Source organism: Bradyrhizobium sp. 62B (assembly GCF_030272265.2).
In the GTDB taxonomy this organism is placed as follows: domain Bacteria; phylum Pseudomonadota; class Alphaproteobacteria; order Rhizobiales; family Xanthobacteraceae; genus Bradyrhizobium.
The window spans coordinates 2,964,370-2,985,765 of sequence record NZ_CP092841.2; the positions used below are offsets into that span (position 1 = coordinate 2,964,370).

Genomic DNA, 21,396 nt, shown 5'->3' on the forward strand with positions numbered 1-21,396 from the left:
ATGTTGACATGCCTGCCTGGCGTTCTCAGCAAGGATGATGTGGCGGATTTCCGCCGCATCATGGACGCCTGCACATGGGAAGACGGCCGTTCCACCGCCGGCGCACAGTCGGCGATGGTCAAACGCAACGAGCAACTACCGCCTGATAGCGAGGTCGCGCGAAAACTCGGCAACCGCATCATCTCGGCGTTGACGTCGAATCCGCGCTTCATCGCGGCCGCGATCCCGCTGCAGATCTTCCCGCCGCTGTTCAACCGCTATGCGGCCGATAGCGGCCACCATTTCGGCCTGCATGTCGACAATGCGATCCGCGGCGACCGCCTGACCGGCCTTCGCATCCGCACAGACCTGTCGGTCACGCTGTTCCTCGCCGAGCCGGAAGAGTACGATGGTGGCGAACTTGTGATCGAGGACACCTACGGCTCGCACGAGGTCAAATTGCCGGCCGGCGACTGCGTGCTCTATCCTTCGACCAGCCTGCATCTGGTCACGCCGGTGACGAATGGAACGCGGGTTGCGTCTTTCTTCTGGCTTCAGAGCATGATACGGGACGATCAAGCCCGGAGCATGATCTTTGACCTCGACACCGCGATTCAGGCGCTGGTGGAACGGCTCGGGCGTGACGATCCCGAAACGGTCAAATTGACGGGTATCTATCACAACCTCATTCGCTACTGGGCCGAAGTATGAAGATCATGTCCCTCCAAGCAAGCCTTGCCGCAGCCGTCATGCTGACGGCCGCCTGGCTCGCGTCTCCCGTTTCCGCCCAGACACAAACCCCTCCCTCGGCGGCCGCGCAGCAGGCGGCTCCGCCGCCCGTAGCCAGCCCGGCTCCGGCGGCTGCGCCTTCGGCAGCGGCACCTGCGGCTTCGACGGCCCCGGCAACCCCGTCCGTGGTCGCAGCTCCAGCGCCTGCCAAGTCCGAGCCGGCATCCGGTATCGCGCCGGCGATGAAGGAATTGTCGCCCTGGGTCATGTTCATGTCGGCCGACGTCATCGTGAAGGCGGTGATGATCGGGCTCGCCTTCGCATCGCTGATGACCTGGACCGTCTTCATCGCCAAGTCGATCGAGCTGTCGGTCGCCTCCACCAAGCTTCGCTCGGCCTTGAAGAAGGTTGCCGAGACGCGCTCGCTTGCCGAGGCGCAGATGGCGCTCGGCGCCAAGGAGGGCATCCTGCCGTCCTTCCTGGCGGCGGCACTGCGCGAGGCGCGGATGTCGGCCGGCCTGTCCAGCGATGCTGGCATCAAGGAGCGTGCGGCCTCCAGCTTCCAGGAGATCGTACGCGCCGAGGCGCGGCGCATCCGCATCGGCATGGGCGTGCTTGCGACCATCGGCTCGACGTCGCCCTTCGTCGGCCTGTTCGGCACGGTCTGGGGCATCATGAACAGCTTCATCGGCATCTCGAAGTCGCAGACCACGAACCTCGCCGTCGTCGCGCCCGGTATCGCCGAGGCGCTGCTCGCCACCGCGATCGGCCTCGTCGCCGCGATCCCCGCGGTCATCATCTACAACCACTTCTCGCGCGTGACGAAGGGGTATCTCGAGCTCGTCAGCCGCGCCTCGGGCGCCGCAGGACGGCTGCTCTCGCGCGATCTCGATCGCAGCCACGGCAGCGTGCATTCGCGCGCAGCGGAGTGAACCATGGCCGTTTCGCTCGCAGACAATGATGACGACGACGATTTCTCGGAAACGCATGACATCAACGTCACGCCGTTCATCGACGTCATCCTGGTTCTGCTGATCATCTTCATGGTCGCAGCTCCGCTCTCCACGGTCGATCTGCCGATCGACCTGCCGACGTCGAGCGCGACGCCGCAGAAGAAGCCGGACAAGCCGACCTATCTCAGCATCAAGCCCGACCTGACGCTTGCGATCGGAGAAAATCCGGTCCAGCGGGCCGAGTTGATCGGGACCCTCGACGGCCTGTCCGACATGAGCAAGGACAAATACGTGTTCCTGCGTGCCGACAAGTCGGTACCGTATGGGGAGTTGATGGGCGTCATGGAGCTCCTGCGCTCAGGCGGCTATACCCGGGTGAAGCTGGTGGCGCTGGAAGGCGCTCCGGGGGCGCCTGCGGCCGGCGCCGCTCAGCCTTAAGAAGACCTGTTATGTCAGACGAACTCAGACCATCCCGAAAACTCTGGATCCTGGCGGCGGTAGCGGCGCTGGTGCTCCATCTGGGTGGTGCTGCACTCGCGCTGGCGCATTTGCGCGCCGATGATGACGGCGACGGTCTGGGGGCCGCCGGCGCGGAGTTCGCGGTCGAGATGGCATCGCCCAAGGCGCCCGAAGCCGACCTGCCGCCCGGGCCCGACAGCGAAGCGATGCAGGAGCAGCAGGCGCTTCCCGAGCAAAAGGCCGAGACCAAGGAGACGGAGCTGCCAAAGGATCAGCCGCAGCGGGTCGAGGATCCCGATCGCGTCGTGACCGAGAACAACGCGAAGAAGCCGACGGAAGAGGATCCGAAGATTCAGGCGGTCGAAACGCCGGCCGCCGAGGCTTCGCCGAAATCGGTGGCGACGGCACGGCAGACGCTCGACGAGGATGCGCGCGAGGCCGAGAAGGCACTGGCGCCCGTCATCGGGCTCGGCAAGGACATCCTGAAGATCACGGCCGACTGGAACCGCAAGATCAGCGCGCACCTTGCGACTCACAAGGTCAATCCGGAGGGCAAGCAGCCGAGCAACCAGAAAGTCAAGGTGAGCTTCGCGATCAATCGCAAGGGCAACGTGCTGTCAGTGGATATCGTGGAATCGTCCGGGGATGCAGCCTATGACGCGGCCGCGGTCTCGATCGTCCGCAAGTCTGATCCCATCCCGCAGCCGCCTGCCGGCCTGACCGAGGACCGGTTCGAGCGCACCGTCGATATCATCTTCACGCCGCCGGACGCGAAAAAGAAGAAGACCGCTCAGCGCCAGTAGAGCCGGATTCCGACATAGACCATGACCAGGCACGCGAAGATCAGCGCCACCGGGAGCGGTCGCTTCTGGGGGCCGGCGAATGCAGCCGCCCCGAAGGACGCCGACTTCTTCGGCGCCGGAGCCGGACGGCGGAAGGCGGTAACATTGTCCGCAGCCGGCTCGGCCGCGCGTGGGCGGACGTCGGGCGGGGTTCCCGCGCCGCCCATCTCCGCATAATAGGCCTTGTAGATCGCGCCGATGGTGGCCTCGGTGGCCTCGCCCTCGCTCATCTGCGCCAGCAGGTTCTGGTAGCTTGCGAGGAACTCCTGGGCCTCCGGCGGCAGCGCGGACGATCCGTTGAGCTTGGCCATCATCTTCCAGGTGGCGAAATCGGCGCGGGCGCGGGTATCGGCGCGTCGCGCGATGAGCATATCGGCAGCTTTGACCAAGTCGGCCTCTGGCCCTTCGGCTTGTGTTCGAATGTCGCTGTTCAACTAGGCATTGCCGGTCAGGAAGAGAACAGCCTGAATCACATAACCGGTCAACGTCCGCAGTATTGCTGAAATAACATCAAGATTTAGACCGAACTGCGAGCCCGCGAGCGGTAGCAGGATCAGGAGGCCGATCAGGATCAGCATCCCGAACGGCTCGAGCCGGGCCAGCGGCAAGGCGAGCGGCCGCGGCAATAGCCCGACCGCCACGCGCCCGCCGTCGAGCGGTGGGACCGGCATCATGTTGAAGACGGCCAGGATCGCGTTGATGATGAGGGCATTCTTGAGGTTGTCGGCCACCCATTTCGCCGAGCTCGCCGGCACCAAGGGCAGGGCATGGAAGGCGAGGGCGGCGGCCAGCGCCAGCAGGATGTTGGTGACGGGCCCGGCCAGCGCCACCCAGACCATGTCGAGCCTGGGGTTGTTCAGCTTGCGGAAGTTGACCGGCACCGGCTTGGCATAGCCGAACAGGAACGGCGAATGCGCGAACAGCAGCATCGCCGGCAGGATCAGCGTGCCGAAGGGGTCGATGTGCCTGATCGGATTGAAGCTGACACGGCCGAGCTGCGCGGCCGTGTTGTCCCCGAGCCGGTCCGCGACGAAGGCATGCGCGGCCTCATGGAAGGTAATGGCGAGCACTAGCGGCAGCACCCAGACCGAGAAGTCATAAATGGAAATGTTCACGGCTCGTTGATCCCGGTTTGCTTGCGGCCTTGCAGCCGTCCCAGCCAACCGGCGGTGCAGCAACGCTTAGGCTCAAGATAGGGGCGCCGGTTCCGAAATGCCACGCTGCAGATGACCCGCGAATAATGCCGCGCAACGGCCGACCGTTGCCTGACGTCACGCCGGGATCGTCGTCTGGTATTGGGTCAGGCCGTCGTCGAGCTTCAGCCATGCGAGCTTTTCCGACACCCAGATGTGCTCCGTCGGCGCAAAGGCATTGCGGTCGTCGAATGTCGCAAGCGCGGCGCCCGCGAGCGTGCCGTTACGCCGCCAAGCGAACAGCCGCGTGCCGCAGCGCTTGCAGAACACGCGGTCGATGTTCTCCGAGGACGCGTAGCGCTCGGTCTCGCCCTCGACGGTCAGCGCGCGCTGGTCGAACTGAGCGCGGGCGAAGAACGGCGAGCCCATCGCCTTCTGGCAGGTGCGGCAATGGCAGACGCGAACGTTGAGCGGCTCGCCCTCCGCCTTGAACCGCACCGCGCCGCACAGGCATCCGCCCTCGTGGATCATGCTGTCCTCAATAGGTTGCGCGCCCGCCGGAGATGTCGAACACGGCGCCGGTCGAGAATGCGCAGTCCTCCGAGGCGAGCCAGCTCACCATCGCGGCGAGCTCTTCCACCAGAACGAAACGCGCCTTCGGGATCTTCGACAGCATGAAGTCGATATGCTGCTGCGTCATCTGGTCGAAGATCGCGGTCTTGGCGGCCGCCGGGGTCACCGCGTTGACGAGAATGTCGTGCGCCGCGAGCTCCTTGCCGAGCGACTTCGTCAGCGCGATCAGGCCGGCCTTGGACGCCGAATAATGCGCGGCGTTCGGATTACCTTCCTTGCCGGCGATGGAGGCGATGTTGACGATGCGTCCGTACTTCTGCTTGAGCATCGCGGGCACGATCGCCTTGCAGACGATGAAGGGACCGTCGAGGTTGATGCGCAGCACCTTGCGCCATTCCTCGAGATCGGTCTCCCAGACCGGCTTGTTGACACCGGCGATGCCGGCATTGTTGACGAGGATGTCGATCTTGCCGAAGGCGGCAAGCGTCGCGTCGCGCGCCTGCTCGACACCTACGGTGTCGGTGACGTCGACCTTGAACACGCGGACGCTATCGCCGATCTCTTTCGCGGTTTTCTCGGCCAGCGCCGCATCGAAATCCCAGATCGCGACCTTGGCACCGGAGGCGACGAAGCGCTCGGTGATGGCGCGGCCAAAGCCCTGCGCGCCGCCGGTGACGACAGCGATGCGGCCGTTGAGATCGATCTTGTTCATGAGACTGATCCCCGCGCCGTCAGAGCATGTAGCCGCCGTCGACGACGAGGTCGACGCCGGTGGTGAAGGCGCTTTCGTCGCCGCCGAGATAGACCGCCATGGAGGCGATCTCGTCGGCCGTGCCGAGCCGGCCCATCTTCTGGCGGGAGATGAACATCTCCTTGCCTTGCGGTCCCTGCGCGGCGGCGCGGTCCAGCATCGAGGGCGTCTCGACGGTGCCGGGGCAGATCGAGTTGCAGCGAATGCCCTTGGTGATGAAGTCGAGCGCGACCGCACGCGTCAGCAGCGACACCGCCGCCTTCGACGAGCTGTAGACATAGCGATTGGCCGGCGGCCGCAGCGCGGCGCAGGACGAGATGTTGACGATGCTGCCGCCGCCGCCCGCGAGCATGCCGGGCAGGAACGCCCGGATGGTCCGGTGCATCGACTTGACGTTGAGGTCGAACGAGAAATCGAAGTCTTCCTCCGAGCATTCCAGGATGGTGCCGTGATGCACGAAGCCGGCCGCGTTGAGAAGGATGTCGATCTTGCCGACGCGCTTGGCAAAGGCGTTGACGTCGGCGGTGTTGCGAACGTCGAGCTTTGCGATCTCGGCGATGCCTTCCTTGGTGAGGCCAGCGATGCCGGCCTCGTTGATGTCGGTGGCGATGACGGTTGCGCCTTCACGCGCGAATGCGATGGCGCAGGCGCGGCCGATGCCGGCCGCTGCAGCCGTGACGACGGCGCGTTTGCCCTTGAGGCGGTTTGCCATGTTGTTCTTCTCCTTGTGGGTTCGTCATTCCGGGGCGCGCCTCTCGGCGCAAGCCCGGAATCCATTGTGCAGCGTGTTATGAGGTTCGATCAATTCCGGGCTCGCGACTGCGTCGCGCCCCGGAATGACAGACGTCGTCAGTGATTATCCCGCGCCACGCCGAACGTGCCGGCGACGTTCTGGTAGCGCGTGGCGAGCTCCATGCAGGCGCCGGTCGATTGCTGGCCGACGGTGTTGCGATAGATCTCCTGCCACGGCGTCTGGTTCGCCGGATGCTTGAAGCCGCCATCGGCCATCAGCTCGGCGTGGCGCTTCTTCACCTCGTCGTCCGAGATCAGGATGTTGGCGCTGCCCTTGTTGAGGTCGATGCGCACCTTGTCGCCGGTCCTGAGGATCGCAAGGCCGCCATTGGCCGCGGCTTCCGGCGAGGCGTTCAGGATCGAGGGCGAGCCCGAGGTGCCGGACTGGCGGCCGTCGCCGATGCAGGGCAGGGACAGGATGCCGCGTTTGATCAGGGCCGCCGGCGGCTGCATGTTCACGACCTCGGCGCCGCCGGGATAGCCGATCGGGCCGGTGCCGCGGATGAACAGCACGCAGCGCTCGTCGATCTCGAGCGCGGGATCGTCGATCCGCTCGTGATAATCCTCAGGCCCCTCGAACACGACGGCGCGGCCTTCGAAGGCGTTGAGGTCCTTGGGGTTGCTGAGATAGCGGTCGCGGAACTCCTTGGAGATCACGGAGGTCTTCATGATCGCGGAATCGAACAGATTGCCCTTCAGCACCAGGAAGCCGGCGTCCTTCACCAGCGGCTTGTCATAGGTCCAGATCACGTCGTTGTCGGGTTTTGGTGCATCCTTGCAGTTCTCGCCGATGCCGCGGCCGTTGACGGTGACGGCGTCCTCATGGATGCGCTTGTGCTTCATCAATTCGCGCACCACGGCGGGCACGCCGCCGGCGCGGTGGAATTCCTCGCCGAGATAGAAGCCGGCCGGCTGCATGTTGACCAGCAGCGGCACGTCGTGGCCGACTTTCTGCCAGTCCTCGATCGTGAGCTCGACGCCGATGTGGCGGGCCAGCGCGTTGATGTGGATCGGCGCGTTGGTCGAGCCGCCGATCGCCGAATTGATCACGATGCAGTTCTCGAACGCCTTGCGTGTCAGGATGTCCGAAGGCTTGAGGTCTTCCCAAACCATCTCGACGATGCGTTTTCCCGTCTCGTAGGCGATCTGGCCGCGCTCGCGATAGGGGGCGGGGATCGCCGCGCAGCCCGGCAGCGAGAAGCCGAGCGCTTCGGCGAGGCCATTCATGGTCGACGCCGTGCCCATGGTGTTGCAATGGCCGACCGAGGGCGCGGAGGAGGCCACGATCTCCATGAACTCTTCATAGTCGATCTCGCCCGCGGCGAGCCGCTCGCGCGACTTCCAGACGATGGTGCCGGAGCCGGTGCGCTCGCCATTGTGCCAGCCGTTCAGCATCGGGCCGCCCGACAGCACGATCGCGGGCAGGTTCACGGTTGCCGCCGCCATCATGCAGGCGGGCGTGGTCTTGTCGCAGCCGGTGGTGAGCACGACGCCGTCCAGCGGATAGCCGTAGAGGATCTCGACCAGGCCGAGATAGGCGAGGTTGCGGTCGAGCGCCGCGGTCGGGCGTTTGCCGGTCTCCTGGATCGGATGGGTCGGGAATTCCATCGCAATGCCGCCGGCCTCGCGGATGCCTTCGCGGACGCGGTGGGCCAGCTCGAGATGGTGACGGTTGCAGGGAGAGAGGTCGTTGCCGGTCTGGGCAATGCCGATGATCGGCTTGCCGGACTGCAGCTCGGCGCGGGTGAGGCCGTAGTTGAGGTAGCGCTCCATATAAAGCGCGGTCATGCCCGGATTATGCGGGTTGTTGAACCATTCCTGCGAGCGAAGGTGGCGGCGAGAGCCGTTGCCGGCGGGGGCATGCCCATTGGTTGGCTTTTTTGTCATTGGTTTCTCCTGCAATGCGAACGCACTGGCTTCCGTCCTTCGGCTGTCGGCTTGTGCGATGCCCAACGGCGCGAATGATGGATCGCTGGCCCGCTGGCGGGTCGTTTCCTCACAATTCCGATACTAGTCATGGCTACTTGGTAACGCTACCATTTTGTTCGCCGCACCCGCGCCCGGGCCGGCTGGCCTGCTGTCCGAATGGCGCGACGCCGAGCTTTGCCGCTCGATCACCTTGAAGCCGAGATCGAGCACCGGCTGCTCCGGACGCCGTCCGTCGATCGCCTCGATCAGCATGGTGGCGGCCGTGTTGCCCATCTCGTAGCGGTTGGTGCGCACGCTGGTGAGGGTGGGCACCGCGGAGGCCATGAATTCGAGATCGTTGAAGCCGACGATCGCGATCTGGTCGGGGACCGTGATCTCGCGGCGGCGGCATTCGAACAGCACGCCAAGCGCGAGGTCGTCATTGGCGCAGAACACCGCGTCGAGGTCGGGCTCCCGCGCCAGCAGATCGGTGAACAGGGCGCCGCCGAGCGTCACCGAGGTCGGCGTCGCGGTGGTGACGACGAGTCGCTGCTCGAACAAGGCCGCGTCCTTCATGGCCGAGACGTATCCGTCCAGTCGTCGCTGCACCCGCGGATCCATGCGCGCACCGACGAAGCCGATCTTGCGGCGGCCCTGTTCGAACAGGTGCGCAACCGCTGCGCGGGCTGCATCATAGTGTGAAAAGCCGATCATCATGTCGACCGGATCGGGGCCGATCTCCATGATCTGCACGATCGGGCAATCGGCGGCATCCAGCATCGCACGCGATTCCGCGGTCTGGTCGATGCCGGTGACGATCAGCCCGGCCGGCTTCTGCGCGAGAAACAGGCGCAGCAGTTTCTCTTCCTGGAGAATGCTGTAGCGCGTGTTGGACAATTGGATCGAGTAACGGCTGCCTTCGGACGCGTCGTAGATGCCGCGCAGCACGTCCGAGAACACGTTGTTGGTGAGAGAGGGAATCAAGACACCGATGACCTCGGTGCGTTGCGAGGCCAGCGCGCGCGCCGCAAGGTTCGGCACATAGCCGAGCTCCTTGGCCGCGCTCTCGACCCGCGTCCGCTTGGCGACCGACAGGGCCTCCGGATTACGAAAGAAACGGGACGCCGTAATCGGGCTGACGCCGGCAAGCTCGGCGACTTCCGCCAGCCGGATTTTGCCTGACTTGGTGCGTTTTCGACCCATTTGCTGCTCTTAACACAGTCAGTCCCGCAAACAAAGGAACGTTGACAGCGCTACCAGCAACGACTAACCAAAGACAAATTGCCAAAACCGCACAAACTGCCGACAATGTTGCCCGCTACGGTCGGGCTTCGTTTGGCGAAGTCTGAAAAAACAAGACGGTCGCGGCGCGAGAGGCGCCGTGGACTTTCGAGGAGGGAGCTAGATGTCGTCTGTGCAAATCCGCGACGTGCGGAAATCGTTCGGCAATTTTGAAGTCCTGCACGGCGTGACTGTACCGATTGAGGATGGCCAATTCGTCGTTCTGGTCGGCCCCTCCGGCTGCGGCAAGTCGACGCTCCTGCGCATGCTCGCCGGTCTCGAGAACATCACCTCCGGCACGATCTCGATCGGCGACCGCGTCGTCAACAATGTCCAGCCCAAGGAGCGGGACATTGCCATGGTCTTCCAGAACTACGCGCTCTATCCGCACATGACCGTTGCCGACAACATGGGCTTCTCGCTGAAGCTGCGGAACGCCGGCTCCGACGAGATCAACAAGCGCGTCAAGCGGGCTGCCGAAATTCTCGCACTGACGCCGCTGCTCGATCGCTATCCGCGCCAGCTCTCGGGCGGTCAGCGCCAGCGCGTCGCGATGGGTCGCGCCATCGTGCGCGACCCCCAGGTCTTCCTGTTCGACGAGCCCTTGTCCAACCTCGACGCCAAGCTGCGCGTCGCCATGCGCACCGAGATCAAGGAGCTGCACCAGCGGCTGAAGACGACGACCGTCTACGTCACCCACGATCAGATCGAAGCCATGACCATGGCCGACAAGATCGTCGTCATGCATGACGGCATCGTCGAGCAGATGGGCACGCCGCTCGAGCTTTACGACAGGCCCGACAATCAGTTCGTCGCCGGCTTCATCGGTTCGCCCGCGATGAACTTCCTGAAGGGACATGTGCGCACCAACGGCGTTGCGACCTTCGAGGGACCGAACGGCGTCAAGCTGCCGCTCAAGACCGCGCCCGCGGCGTCCGACGGCCGTCCCGCGGTCTACGGCGTGCGGCCCGAGCATTTCACCATCGCCGACGACGGCGCCGAAGCCGAGATCATCGTGGTCGAGCCGACCGGCTCGGAAACGCAGGTGTTCGCCAAGATCGGCGGCGAGCAGGTCGTCGCGGTGTTCCGCGAGCGTCACCAGTTCAATCCGGGTGACAAGATCCGGCTGAAGCCCGACCCGTCACTGGTGCACTTGTTCGACGAGGCGACAGGAAAACGCCTGAACGCGTAGCGTGAGTTTTACTTAAGACAATAAAAAAGCATCACAGGGAGGACGACATGCAAGACTTTACCCGCCGGACTCTGCTTCAGGGCGGAACGGCACTGGCTGCAACCGGCATGCTCACCGGGCCGGCACTCTTCGAGTTCGCAAAGGCCTGGGCGCAGAGCTCGCCCTGGAAGGCGGAGCCCGGTGCAAAGCTGACCGTGATGCGCTGGAAGCGCTTCGTGCCGGCTGAGGACGATGCGTTCAACGCGATGGTGGCGGCCTTCAAGGCCGCGACCGGCACCGAGATGAACGTGTTCAGCGAGTCGTTCGAGGACGTGCAGCCGAAGGCCTCGGTTGCGGCCAATACCGGCTCGGGGCTCGATCTTGCCTGGGGCTTGCACACGCTGCCGCAGCTGTTCCCGACCAAAGTCCTGAAGATGAACGACGTCGCCGATTACCTCGGCAAGAAGTACGGCGGCTGGACCGATGCGGCGGCCAAGACCTGCAAGCAGGGCAACGACTGGCTCGGCATTCCCGTCGCAACCAACGGCGGTTACATGACGTACCGCAAGTCGGCGCTCGAGAAGGCGGGCTTCAAGGAATTCCCGAAGGACTTCCCCGGCTTCCTCGAGATGTGCAAGGCACTGAAGAAGAACAACACGCCGGCCGGCTTCGCTCTCGGCCATGCCTCGGGCGACGGCAATTCGTGGCTGCATTGGGTGCTGTGGGGTCACGGCGCCTACACGGTCGACCAGAACGACAAGATCATCATCAATTCGCCGGAGACGGCGAAGGCGCTGGAATATTGCAAGGCGCTGTACGACAGCTTCATTCCCGGCACGGCGTCCTGGAACGATTCCTCCAACAACAAGGCGTTCCTCGCCGGCGAGCTCTATTGCACGGCGAACGGCATCTCGATCTACGTCGCCGCCAAGACCGATGCGAGCAAGAAGGAGCTCGCCGAGGACACCTATCACGCGCTCTGGCCGGTCGGACCGGTCGGCAAGCCGACCGAGCTGCAGCTTGCGCTGCCGATCCTCGCGTTCAACTTCACCAAATATCCGAACGCGGCGAAGGCCTTCGTCGCCTTCATGCTGGAGAAGGAGAACTACGAGAAGTGGCTGGATGGCGCGCAGGGTTATCTGACGCAGACCCTGAACGGCTATGAATCGGCACCGATCTGGAAGGCCGATCCCAAGAACGAGGTGTTCTCGCAGGCGTCCAAGCGCACGTTGCCGGCGTCCGGCATCGGCACGGTCGGCGAAAAGGCGGCAACGGCAATCGCCGACTTCATCGTCGTCGATATGTTCGCCAATTACTGCACCGGCACCAAGGATGCGAAGGGCGCGATGGCGGAAGCCGAGCGCCAGCTGAAGCGCATCTATCGCTGAAGATCACGGAGCGGGCGGCAGTCGCGCCGCCCGCTCGTCAACATTTCGATCAGGGATATCGGGCATGGCTGATGTCGCAATTCCCCGGGCCAAGCCTCAGATGAGCGAGGACAGCGCCTGGACCCAGCTCAAACACAACCGCAACTGGCTCGGCTTCTGGTTCATGGTGCCGGCCATGGCTTTCCTGATCTTCTTCCTGGCCTATCCGCTGGGGCTTGGCATCTGGCTGTCCTTCACCGACACCCGCATCGGCAGGGTCGGTCACTTCGTCGCCACCGAAAACTATGAATGGCTGTGGGACGACTCCATCTTCTGGCTGTCGGTGTTCAACACGCTGCTCTACACCTTCGTCGCCAGCGCCCTGAAATTCGCGATCGGGCTCTATCTCGCGCTGCTGCTGAACGAGAACATGCCGTTCAAGGCGATGCTGCGCGCGATGGTGCTGATCCCCTTCATCGTGCCGACGGTGCTTTCGGCATTAGCATTCTGGTGGATCTTCGACTCGCAATTCTCGATCATCTCCTGGTCGCTGAGGCATCTTGGTCTGATCGATCAAAACATCAACTTCCTCGGCGACACGACCTGGGCGCGCATTTGCGTGATCTTCGCCAATATCTGGCGCGGCGTGCCGTTCGTGGCGATCACGCTGCTCGCTGGCCTGCAGACGGTGTCGCCGTCGCTCTACGAGGCCGCAACGCTCGACGGCGCCACGCGCTGGCAGAATTTCCGGTTCATCACCTATCCGCTGCTGACGCCGATCATCGCCGTCGTGATGACCTTCTCGGTGCTGTTCACCTTCACCGACTTCCAGCTGATCTGGGCGATGACCCGCGGCGGCCCCGTCAACGCCACCCATCTGATGGCGACGTTGTCCTACCAGCGCGCGATCATCGCCGGACAGCTCGGCGAGGGCGCGGCGATCTCCAGCGCCATGATTCCGTTCCTGCTCGCTGCGATCATGGTGTCATGGTTCGGCCTGCAGCGTCGCAAGTGGCAGCAGGGGGAGAACAATGACTGATCTCCGCATTGTGCCCGTATTTTTTGCGCGAACGCGGCAAGCCCCGCGCGCGCTGCCGCAACTGGCAACAGGGAGAGAACAATGACTGATCTTCCTGCCTCGAAAGTGGATCTCAAGACCGTCCTGGCGACGTCGGCGCGCGTCGATAACAGCGAGGGCATGAGCTATCTGCAGTCGGTGCCGCGCCGCATGGTGACGCTGTACCTGCCGCTCACGATCATCGTCGTGGTGCTGTTGTTTCCGTTCTACTGGATGGCGCTGACCTCGGTGAAGCCCGACGATCAGCTGCTCGATCTCGACAGGTTCAACCCGTTCTGGACCTGGAATCCGACCTTCAAGCATTTCCACAAGCTGTTGTTCGAGAGCTACTATCCGCACTGGCTCTGGAACACGATGTACGTGGCGATCTGCGCCACGATTCTCTCGATCGTCGCATCGGTGCTCGCGGCCTACGCCATCGTCCGCCTGCGCTACAAGGGTGCCAATCTCGTCGGCGGGCTGATTTTCCTCGCCTATCTGGTGCCGCCGTCGATCCTGTTCATCCCGCTGGCCACCGTCGTATTCCAGTACGGCCTGTTCGACTCGCCGCTGGCGCTGATCCTGACCTATCCGACCATCCTGATCCCGTTCTCGACCTGGCTCTTGATGGGCTATTTCAAGACCATCCCGTTCGAGCTCGAGGAATGCGCGCTGATCGACGGGGCGAGCCGCTGGCAGATCCTGATCAAGATCGTCCTGCCGCTCGCCATCCCCGGCCTGATATCGGCCTTCATCTTCTGCTTCACGCTGTGCTGGAACGAGTTCATCTACGCGTTGACGTTCCTGCAGTCGACCAGCAACAAGACGGTGCCGGTCGCGATCGTCAACGAGTTCGTGGACGGTGACATCTACCGCTGGGGTTCGCTGATGGCGGGAGCCCTGGCCGGCTCGCTGCCGCTCGTCATCCTTTACGCCTTCTTCGTGGAGCATTATGTGTCCGCGATGACCGGCGCCGTGAAGGAATGATCGCGGGGCTGCCTTAAGAGCGCGCCAGGAGCGGTGCGCTCCGGGCCAATAAGAAGGAGTTGAGCTCTTGCACATTCTGGTTCTCGGCGCCGCCGGCATGGTCGGCCGCAAGCTCTGTGAACGGCTGCTGCGCGACGGCCGGCTCGGCAAGAGCGACATCACGAAACTGACCATGCATGACGTGGTCGAGCCGAAGAAGCCGGAGAAGGCTGGTTTCCCGGTCGAGACGGTGTCGGGCGATTTCGCAGTCTCCGGCGCGGCCGAAAAGCTGATCGCCGGCCGCCCGGATGTGATCTTCCATCTCGCCGCCATCGTCTCCGGCGAAGCCGAGCTCGATTTTGACAAGGGCTACCGCATCAATCTCGACGGCACGCGGATGCTGCTCGACGCCATCAGGCTCGTCGGCGGCGGCTACAAGCCGCGTGTGGTCTTCACGTCCTCGATCGCGGTGTTCGGCGCGCCGTTCCCGGATGCGATCGGCGACGAGTTCTTCCACACCCCGCTGCTGAGCTACGGCACGCAGAAAGCGATCGGCGAATTGCTGCTGGCCGACTATTCGCGCCGCGGCTTCCTCGATGGCATCGGCATCCGCCTGCCGACCATCTGCATCCGGCCCGGCCTGCCCAACAAGGCGGCGTCGGGCTTCTTCTCCAACATCCTGCGCGAGCCGCTGGCCGGCAAGGAAGCGGTGCTCCCGGTGTCCGAGGACGTTCGTCACTGGCACGCCACGCCGCGCTCCGCGGTCGGCTTCCTGCTCCACGCCGGCACCATGGATCTCGCTGCCGTCGGCCCGCGCCGCAATTTGACCATGCCGGGCCTGTCAGCCACGGTCGGCGAGCAGATCGCGGCGTTGAAGCGGGTTGCGGGCGACAAGGTCGCCGCGCGCATCAAGCGCGAGCCCGATCCCTTCATCGTCGGCATCGTCGGCGGCTGGCCGCGCAATTTCAACGCCAAGCGGTCGCTCGAGCTCGGCTTCACCACGGCCGAGAAGAATTTCGACGACATCATCCGCATTCACATCGAAGACGAGCTCGGCGGCAATTTCGTCGCCTGATCTCCGACAGAGCGGGCCCTGGTGATGGCGAGCGTTGCTTGCATCGGCGAATGCATGGTGGAGCTCAGGCAGGCGCAAGGCGGCGCGTCTGCCGGGCAGGGGGGCGGCCTTTACTCACGCGGCTTCGGCGGCGATACCCTCAACACCGCCGTCTATCTGGCGCGGCTCGAGGTCAAGGTCGACTATCTCACCGCGCTCGGCGACGATGCCCTCAGCGATGAGATGATCGCCGCCTGGAACGCGGAGAATGTCGGCACCAGGCGCGTCGTGCGGATCCCGGGCAAGCTGCCCGGCCTCTACATGATCCAGACGGATGCGAAGGGCGAGCGTCAGTTCTTTCACTGGCGCGACAGCGCGGCGGCTCGGCAGCTGATGAGCCTGCCGGAGACCGACGAGCTGCTCAATTCGCTGATGAGCTACGACATCGTCTATCTCTCCGCGATCACGCTCTCGATCTACGACGCTTCGGGGCGCGATCGCCTGTTCGCGGCGATCAAGCGCGCGCGCCTGCTCGGCACCCGCTTCGTGTTCGACACCAATTTCCGCGCGCGGGGCTGGCCGGACCGCGACGTCGCGCGCGAGGTTTTTGGCGCGGCCTTCGCGGCCGCCGACATCGTGCTGACCTCGACCGAGGATCTGCTTGCGCTCTATCCCGGCGAGAGCAATGACCAACTGATGGCGCGCATCCCGACGCCCGAACTGGTGTTCCGCCTCGCCGAGCCGGTCAGCCTGCTGCGCTTTCCCGGGGCTACGCACGAGGTCCGCGCCGAGCCCATGACCAAGCCCGTCGTCGACACCACGGCGGCCGGCGATAGCTTTGCCGCCGCCTACATTGCCGCCAGGCTCGCGGGTTCCGATCCGGTCGAGGCCGCCCAGGCCGGGCATCGCCTCGCCAGCCTCGTGATCTGCTATCCCGGCGCCATTATTCCAGGCTATGCCATGCCGCCGAAGAAGCGGCACCGGCCGGCGGCCACGCGCCAAGCGACCAAGTAGAGCGAAAAGATCCACGAGATGCCCACTGCTGCCCAACAGAATCACCTCGTCGCGCTGTTCAAGGCGGCGACCGTCATTCCCGTTCTCACCATCGAGCGCATCCAGGACGCCGTGCCGCTGGCGCGTGCGCTGGTCGCCGGTGGCGTCCGCACGCTGGAGGTGACGCTGCGCACCCCCGTTGCGATCGAGGCGGCGCGGGCGATGATGGCCGAAGTGCCCGAGGCTGTCGTCGGCATCGGCACGGTCCTCAATCCGGCCGACTTCACCCGTGTCGAGAAGCTCGGCGTCGCGTTCGCCATCAGCCCGGGCCTGACCCCCGACCTCCTCAAGGCCGCCGCCCATAGCTCCTTGCCGTTCGCGCCGGGCATTGCCACGGCGTCCGAGCTGATGATGGCGCTGTCCCACGGCTTCGACGTTGCAAAATTCTTTCCGGCCGAGCAGGCCGGCGGCATCAAGGGCCTGCGCTCCCTCGGCGGTCCGTTCCCGAACGTGCGGTTCTGCCCGACCGGCGGGGTCGGTGAGGCCAATGCGGCGAGCTGGCTGGCCGAGCCGAACGTGGTCTGCGTCGGCGGTTCCTGGCTGTGCCCGGCGGCCGAGGTCAGGGCCGGGAACTGGGCCGGCATAACTGCCATCTGCCAGCGCACCCTCGGGGCGCTTAAACCTGCGTGAAGTCTTGCCATCCCTGCGCTAAGACTTAGGTCAGCAAGAGACCGCCAGGGAGAAAAGACCATGACCGCCAGCATCGTCGGATGGGCGCATACGCCGTTCGGCAAGTTCGACACCGAAACCGTCGAAAGCCTCGTCACCCGCGTCGCCAATGAGGCGATGGCCGATGCCGGCATTTCGGCCGGCGATGTCGACGAGATCGTGCTCGGCCATTTCAACGCCGGCTTCTCGGCGCAGGATTTTACCGCCTCGCTGGTGCTCCAGGCCGACCCGAAGCTGCGCTTCAAGCCGGCCACCCGCGTCGAGAACGCCTGCGCTACCGGCTCGGCCGCCGTGCATCAGGGCCTGCGCGCGATCGCCGCAGGGGCGGCCAAGATCGTGCTCGTCGTCGGCGTCGAGCAGATGACCCGCACCCCGGGGCCGGAGATCGGCAAGAACCTGCTGAAAGCGTCATATCTGCCCGAGGACGGCGACACCGTCGGCGGCTTTGCCGGCGTGTTCGGCAAGATCGCCAGCTCCTACTTCCAGAAATACGGCGACCAGTCCGACGCGCTGGCGCTGATCGCGGCCAAGAACCACAAGAACGGCGTCGCCAATCCCTTCGCCCAGATGCGCAAGGATTTCGGCTTCGACTTCTGTCGCGCCGAGAGCGAGAAGAACCCTTACGTCGCAGGTCCCCTGAAGCGCACCGACTGCTCGCTGGTTTCCGACGGCGCCGCGGCGCTGGTTCTGGCCGACGCCGAGACCGCCAAGAGCATGAGCAAGTCGATCGGCTTCCGCGCCACCGCGCACGCCCAGGATTTCCTGCCGATGTCCAAGCGCGACATCCTCCAGTTCGAGGGCTGCACCGTCGCCTGGCAGCGCGCTCTGGAGAAGGCCGGCGTGACGCTGTCCGATCTCTCCTTTGTCGAGACCCATGACTGCTTCACGGTCGCCGAGCTGATCGAATACGAAGCGATGGGCCTGACGCCGAAGGGGCAGGGCGCCCGCGCCATCAAGGAAGGCTGGACGCTCAAGGGCGGCAAGCTGCCGGTCAACCCGTCCGGCGGCCTGAAGGCCAAGGGCCATCCGATCGGCGCCACCGGCGTCTCCATGCATGTGATGACCGCGATGCAGCTCGCAGGGCAAGCGCCCGAGGGCATGCAGCTCAACAACGCCAAGCTCGGCGGCATCTTCAACATGGGCGGGGCCGCGGTCGCCAACTACGTCTCCATCCTGGAGCCGCTGAAATAGGCTCTCGTAGGGTGGGTTAGCCTGCGGCTGCGCCAAGCGCAGGTGCTGGCGTAACCCACCTCTTTTGTCTCCGCGGAGACAGAGTTGGTGGATCACGCCTGCGGCTAAATCCACCCTACGACCTTTGCGCTAGATCATGGTGGGCCGGCCAGCGGCCCTTAAAGCTCCTGATTGATTTGCAGGGAATGCATCATGAGCAATGACTACGAAGACTCTCTCTCCCTCGACGCACTCAACGATCGCATCGCGATCCTCGAGGACAATATCCGCCAGCTCATCGAGCAGGCCGCGGCCGCCTCGGGCGAGCAGAACGAGTCGCGTATCGCCGACCGGATCAGCCAGCAGAACGACGAGCTCGACCGGCTGCTCAAGATCCGCGAATCCCGCCAGAAGAAATAGCGTCCGGTAACGCCGCGCGGCGCATGCGGCCATACGCCGGCCGCCCTTGTGCGCGCGGCCTCGCTGCCTTTAGCTGGACCCAATCGCGGGGCCGCGCCTTGGCTCCCGCGCAATCGGGAGCGAACGATGGGGCCGCTGAAGGGCGTCAAGGTCGTCGACATGACCACCGTGCTGATGGGGCCCTATGCGACCCAGATGCTCGGCGACTATGGCGCCGAAATCATCAAGGTGGAATCGCTCGACGGCGACGTCACCCGGCTGATCGGCCCGATGCGCCATGCCGGCATGGGCCCGGTGTTTCTCAACACCAATCGCAGCAAGCGCTCGATCTGTCTCGACCTGAAGAAGCCCGTAGGACGCGAGGTCGTGCTGCGGCTGCTGAAGGACGCCGACGTCCTCGTCTACAACGTCCGCCCGCAGGCGATGGCGCGGTTGCAGCTGGGCTACGACGTCGTCTCCGCCATCAACCCGCGCCTCGTCTATGCCGGCGTGTTCGGCTTCGGCCAGGACGGGCCGTACGCGGCAAAACCCGCCTATGACGATCTGATCCAGGGTGCCACGGCTCTCCCGGCGCTGATGGCGCAGACCGGCGACGGCGTGCCGCGCTACGTGCCGAATGCGCTGGTCGACCGCATCGTCGGCCTCACCGCCGTCGGCGCGATCTGCGCCAGCCTCGTCCATCGCGATCGCACCGGGCGCGGCCAGCGTCTGGACATTCCGATGTTCGAGACCATGGCCGGCTTCGTCATGGGCGACCATATGGGCGGCCTCACTTACGAGCCGCCGCTCGACAAGGGCGGCTATGCCCGCCACCTCTCGCGCGACCGCCGCCCTTACAAGACCTCGGACGGCTATCTCAGCGTCATCGTCTACAACGACAAGCAGTGGGAGAATTTCTTCAAGGCGACGGGACGCGACGACCTGCGCGCCGATCCGAAATTCGCGACCTTCGCCGGCCGCGCCGCCAACATCGACGTCGTCTATGCCGAGCTTGCCCGCATCTTCGAGACGCGCCCCACGGCCGAATGGATCGACCTGCTGACCAAGGCCGACGTCCCCGTCATGCCGATGCACGACCTCGGCTCGATCCTGCACGATCCGCATCTGGAGGCGACGAATTTCTTCCCGGTCGTGACCCACCCGACGGAGGGGGCAATCCGCAGCATGAAGGTGACGGCAAGCTGGTCGGAGACCGAGGCCGAGCCGGTGCGGCTGGCACCGCGACTGAATGAGCACGGCGCGGAGGTCCTTCGCGAGATCGGCTACTCGGCCGATGAGATCGCCGCCATGGTGCGCGACGGCGTCACACGAGCGGCACCGGAGTAGGGAATGACGATAAATCTCTCATCCGTCATTCCAGGGCGCGCCCACCTTGGCGCGAGCCCGGAATCCATCTGTCCTCCGTACACGCGGCGCGATGGATTCCGGGTTCGGCCCTTCGGGCCGCCCCGGAATGACAGCGGAGAGAGAGCATGAGCTTCATCACCGGCGTCGGCCTCACGCCCTTCGGCAGACACGAAGGCGCATCCTCGCTCGACCTGATGAGCAAGGCCGCGCAAGCCGCGCTCGACGATGCCGGGCGGAAGCGCAGCGAGATCGACGGCATCCTCTGCGGCTATTCCACGGTCTCGCCGCACATCATGCTCGCCACCGTCTTCGCCGAGCATTTCGGCATCCGCCCGTCTTACGCCCACGCCGTGCAGGTCGGCGGCGCCACCGGGCTCGCGATGACGATGCTGGCGCATCATCTCGTGGAAGCCGGCGTCGCGCGCCACGTACTCGTCGTCGCTGGCGAGAACCGTCTCACCGGGCAGAGCCGCGACGCCTCGATCCAGGCGCTGGCGCAGGTCGGCCATCCCGACTACGAGGTGCCGCTCGGGCCGACCATTCCCGCCTATTACGGCCTCGTCGCAAACCGCTACATGCACGAATACGGCGTGACCGAAGAAGATCTCGCCGAATTCGCCGTGCTGATGCGCGCGCACGCCTGCACCCATCCCGGCGCGCAATTCCACGATCCCATCACGATTGCCGACGTCATGGCCTCCAAGCCGGTGGCGATGCCGCTCAAGCTGCTCGACTGCTGCCCGGTGTCCGACGGGGGCGCGGCCTTCGTCATCAGCGGCGAGCGGACCGGGGAGGCGGGCGTGCGCATCCGCGGTTGCGCCCAGGCGCATACGCATCAGCATGTCACGGCCGCGCCGGCGCTGAGTGAATTCGGTGCCGAGATTTCGATCGCGCGCGCCAAGCAGGCCACCGGCCTAGCGATCTCCGATGTCCGCTACGCCGCGATCTACGACAGTTTCACCATCACGCTCGCGATGCTGCTGGAAGACCTCGGCCTTGCCGTTCGGGGCGAGGCGGCGGCTCAGGTGCGTGCGGGTCATTTCGGCCGCGACGGTGCGATGCCGTTGAACACCCATGGCGGGCTGCTCAGCTATGGCCATTGCGGTGTCGGCGGCGCGATGGCGCATCTGGTCGAGGCGCATTTGCAGATGACGGGGCGGGCGGCGAATCGCCAGGTGCGCGATGCCTCGATCGCCCTGCTGCATGGCGACGGCGGTGTGCTGTCGTCGCACGTCAGCATGTTCCTGGAGCGCGTGCGATGAGTGAGCCTGTGGCAGACTGGACCGAGGGCGAGGAGGCCATCACCTACCAGGCCTGCACTTCATGCGGGCATGTGCAATATTTTCACCGCGCCTTCTGCGCGGCGTGCGGCGAATCGAATCCGCGCGAGCTGCGCGCCAGCGGCAAGGGCAGAGTTTACGCCACCTCGCTGGTCTGTCGCGCCGCTACGCCCGAGACGCGGGCGCACGTGCCCTACAACATCCTGCTGGTCGATTGCGCCGAGGGATTTCGCATGATGGCGCATGGCGAGAATGACCTCGCCATCGGCGATTCGGTCATTGCGAGCTTCAAGCCGTTCGCCGGAAAGCTCGTGCCCTTCTTCGCCAAACAGAAATAGTGAGATTGGGATTGCCGTAGCGAAGCGTAATCCGGGGTTCTTACCTCGCTGTTGGACTTTGCCGGATTGCGCTTCGCTTCATCCGGGCTACGGAGCAACGGTGG

The 21,396-nt window shown here is 64.8% G+C and carries 23 protein-coding genes; 16 read left to right on the forward strand and 7 right to left on the reverse strand.

The window, feature by feature from the left end:
* From ML401_RS13780 to ML401_RS13795, 4 genes are read left to right on the forward strand one after another with little or no spacing between them, the layout of a single operon-like run.
* Nucleotides 1–690, forward strand: a complete 690-nt coding sequence (locus ML401_RS13780; RefSeq protein WP_285812240.1) for a Fe2+-dependent dioxygenase — start codon at nt 1–3, stop codon at nt 688–690.
* Entirely contained in the window at nt 687–1,640 is a 954-nt protein-coding gene (gene exbB, locus ML401_RS13785; protein WP_211418108.1) for a tonB-system energizer ExbB, read from the forward strand. The genes ML401_RS13780 and exbB overlap by 4 nt, the downstream gene beginning before the upstream one ends.
* A gap of 3 nt (nt 1,641–1,643) precedes the next feature.
* Entirely contained in the window at nt 1,644–2,099 is a 456-nt protein-coding gene (gene exbD, locus ML401_RS13790; RefSeq protein ID WP_194407554.1) for a TonB system transport protein ExbD, read from the forward strand.
* Between the two features lie 11 nt (nt 2,100–2,110).
* On the forward strand, nt 2,111–2,923 hold the full coding sequence (locus ML401_RS13795; RefSeq protein ID WP_285812241.1) for an energy transducer TonB: 813 nt from the start codon (nt 2,111–2,113) through the stop codon (nt 2,921–2,923).
* On the opposite strand, the gene ML401_RS13800 is transcribed toward ML401_RS13795, so the two are convergent.
* From ML401_RS13800 to ML401_RS13830, 7 genes are all read right to left on the reverse strand, one after another.
* Nucleotides 2,911–3,333: a hypothetical protein gene (locus ML401_RS13800; protein WP_285812677.1), complete on the reverse strand. Its 423-nt coding sequence runs from the start codon at nt 3,331–3,333 to the stop codon at nt 2,911–2,913. The genes ML401_RS13795 and ML401_RS13800 overlap by 13 nt on opposite strands.
* A 63-nt stretch (nt 3,334–3,396) precedes the next feature.
* Complete coding sequence (locus ML401_RS13805) at nt 3,397–4,077, reverse strand: site-2 protease family protein (protein ID WP_285812678.1); 681 nt, start codon at nt 4,075–4,077, stop codon at nt 3,397–3,399.
* A 156-nt stretch (nt 4,078–4,233) separates the two neighbouring features.
* Complete coding sequence (locus tag ML401_RS13810) at nt 4,234–4,626, reverse strand: GFA family protein (RefSeq protein WP_194407556.1); 393 nt, start codon at nt 4,624–4,626, stop codon at nt 4,234–4,236.
* A 7-nt stretch (nt 4,627–4,633) separates the two neighbouring features.
* Entirely contained in the window at nt 4,634–5,380 is a 747-nt protein-coding gene (locus tag ML401_RS13815) for an SDR family NAD(P)-dependent oxidoreductase (RefSeq protein WP_285812242.1), read from the reverse strand.
* A 19-nt stretch (nt 5,381–5,399) separates the two neighbouring features.
* Nucleotides 5,400–6,131 carry an SDR family oxidoreductase gene (locus ML401_RS13820; RefSeq protein WP_285812243.1) on the reverse strand — a complete coding sequence of 244 codons (732 nt, stop codon included), beginning with the start codon at nt 6,129–6,131 and terminating at the stop codon, nt 5,400–5,402.
* A gap of 137 nt (nt 6,132–6,268) precedes the next feature.
* Nucleotides 6,269–8,098: an IlvD/Edd family dehydratase gene (locus tag ML401_RS13825; RefSeq protein WP_211418103.1), complete on the reverse strand. Its 1,830-nt coding sequence runs from the start codon at nt 8,096–8,098 to the stop codon at nt 6,269–6,271.
* A gap of 123 nt (nt 8,099–8,221) precedes the next feature.
* Nucleotides 8,222–9,322: a LacI family DNA-binding transcriptional regulator gene (locus ML401_RS13830; protein WP_211418102.1), complete on the reverse strand. Its 1,101-nt coding sequence runs from the start codon at nt 9,320–9,322 to the stop codon at nt 8,222–8,224.
* Nucleotides 9,323–9,524: 202 nt separating this feature from the next.
* On the opposite strand from ML401_RS13830, the gene ML401_RS13835 reads away from it, so the two are divergent.
* From ML401_RS13835 to ML401_RS13890, 12 genes are all read left to right on the forward strand, one after another.
* Nucleotides 9,525–10,592 carry an ABC transporter ATP-binding protein gene (locus tag ML401_RS13835; RefSeq protein ID WP_194407561.1) on the forward strand — a complete coding sequence of 356 codons (1,068 nt, stop codon included), beginning with the start codon at nt 9,525–9,527 and terminating at the stop codon, nt 10,590–10,592.
* 47 nt (nt 10,593–10,639) lie between these two features.
* Complete coding sequence (locus ML401_RS13840) at nt 10,640–11,959, forward strand: ABC transporter substrate-binding protein (RefSeq protein ID WP_194407562.1); 1,320 nt, start codon at nt 10,640–10,642, stop codon at nt 11,957–11,959.
* Between the two features lie 100 nt (nt 11,960–12,059).
* Nucleotides 12,060–12,977: an ABC transporter permease subunit gene (locus tag ML401_RS13845; protein ID WP_018319834.1), complete on the forward strand. Its 918-nt coding sequence runs from the start codon at nt 12,060–12,062 to the stop codon at nt 12,975–12,977.
* 81 nt (nt 12,978–13,058) lie between these two features.
* Entirely contained in the window at nt 13,059–13,982 is a 924-nt protein-coding gene (locus tag ML401_RS13850; RefSeq protein ID WP_212068420.1) for a carbohydrate ABC transporter permease, read from the forward strand.
* Nucleotides 13,983–14,049: 67 nt separating this feature from the next.
* On the forward strand, nt 14,050–15,036 hold the full coding sequence (gene denD / locus ML401_RS13855; protein ID WP_285812244.1) for a D-erythronate dehydrogenase: 987 nt from the start codon (nt 14,050–14,052) through the stop codon (nt 15,034–15,036).
* 24 nt (nt 15,037–15,060) lie between these two features.
* Complete coding sequence (locus ML401_RS13860) at nt 15,061–16,029, forward strand: sugar kinase (RefSeq protein WP_212068418.1); 969 nt, start codon at nt 15,061–15,063, stop codon at nt 16,027–16,029.
* Between the two features lie 18 nt (nt 16,030–16,047).
* Entirely contained in the window at nt 16,048–16,698 is a 651-nt protein-coding gene (gene eda / locus ML401_RS13865; RefSeq protein WP_194407567.1) for a bifunctional 4-hydroxy-2-oxoglutarate aldolase/2-dehydro-3-deoxy-phosphogluconate aldolase, read from the forward strand.
* Between the two features lie 60 nt (nt 16,699–16,758).
* Nucleotides 16,759–17,928, forward strand: a complete 1,170-nt coding sequence (locus tag ML401_RS13870; protein WP_285812245.1) for an acetyl-CoA acetyltransferase — start codon at nt 16,759–16,761, stop codon at nt 17,926–17,928.
* 192 nt (nt 17,929–18,120) lie between these two features.
* The gene (locus ML401_RS13875) at nt 18,121–18,327 is read left to right on the forward strand and encodes a hypothetical protein (protein ID WP_194407569.1); all 207 of its coding nucleotides are present in this window, start codon (nt 18,121–18,123) and stop codon (nt 18,325–18,327) included.
* 126 nt (nt 18,328–18,453) lie between these two features.
* A complete protein-coding gene (locus tag ML401_RS13880) occupies nt 18,454–19,653 on the forward strand; it encodes a CaiB/BaiF CoA-transferase family protein (protein ID WP_211418097.1) in 1,200 nt (399 codons plus the stop codon).
* A 146-nt stretch (nt 19,654–19,799) separates the two neighbouring features.
* On the forward strand, nt 19,800–20,936 hold the full coding sequence (locus tag ML401_RS13885; protein ID WP_285812246.1) for a thiolase family protein: 1,137 nt from the start codon (nt 19,800–19,802) through the stop codon (nt 20,934–20,936).
* Nucleotides 20,933–21,292 carry a Zn-ribbon domain-containing OB-fold protein gene (locus ML401_RS13890; protein WP_259205982.1) on the forward strand — a complete coding sequence of 120 codons (360 nt, stop codon included), beginning with the start codon at nt 20,933–20,935 and terminating at the stop codon, nt 21,290–21,292. Before ML401_RS13885 ends, ML401_RS13890 begins: the two co-directional genes overlap by 4 nt.
* The last annotated feature ends 104 nt before the right edge of the window (nt 21,293–21,396 follow it).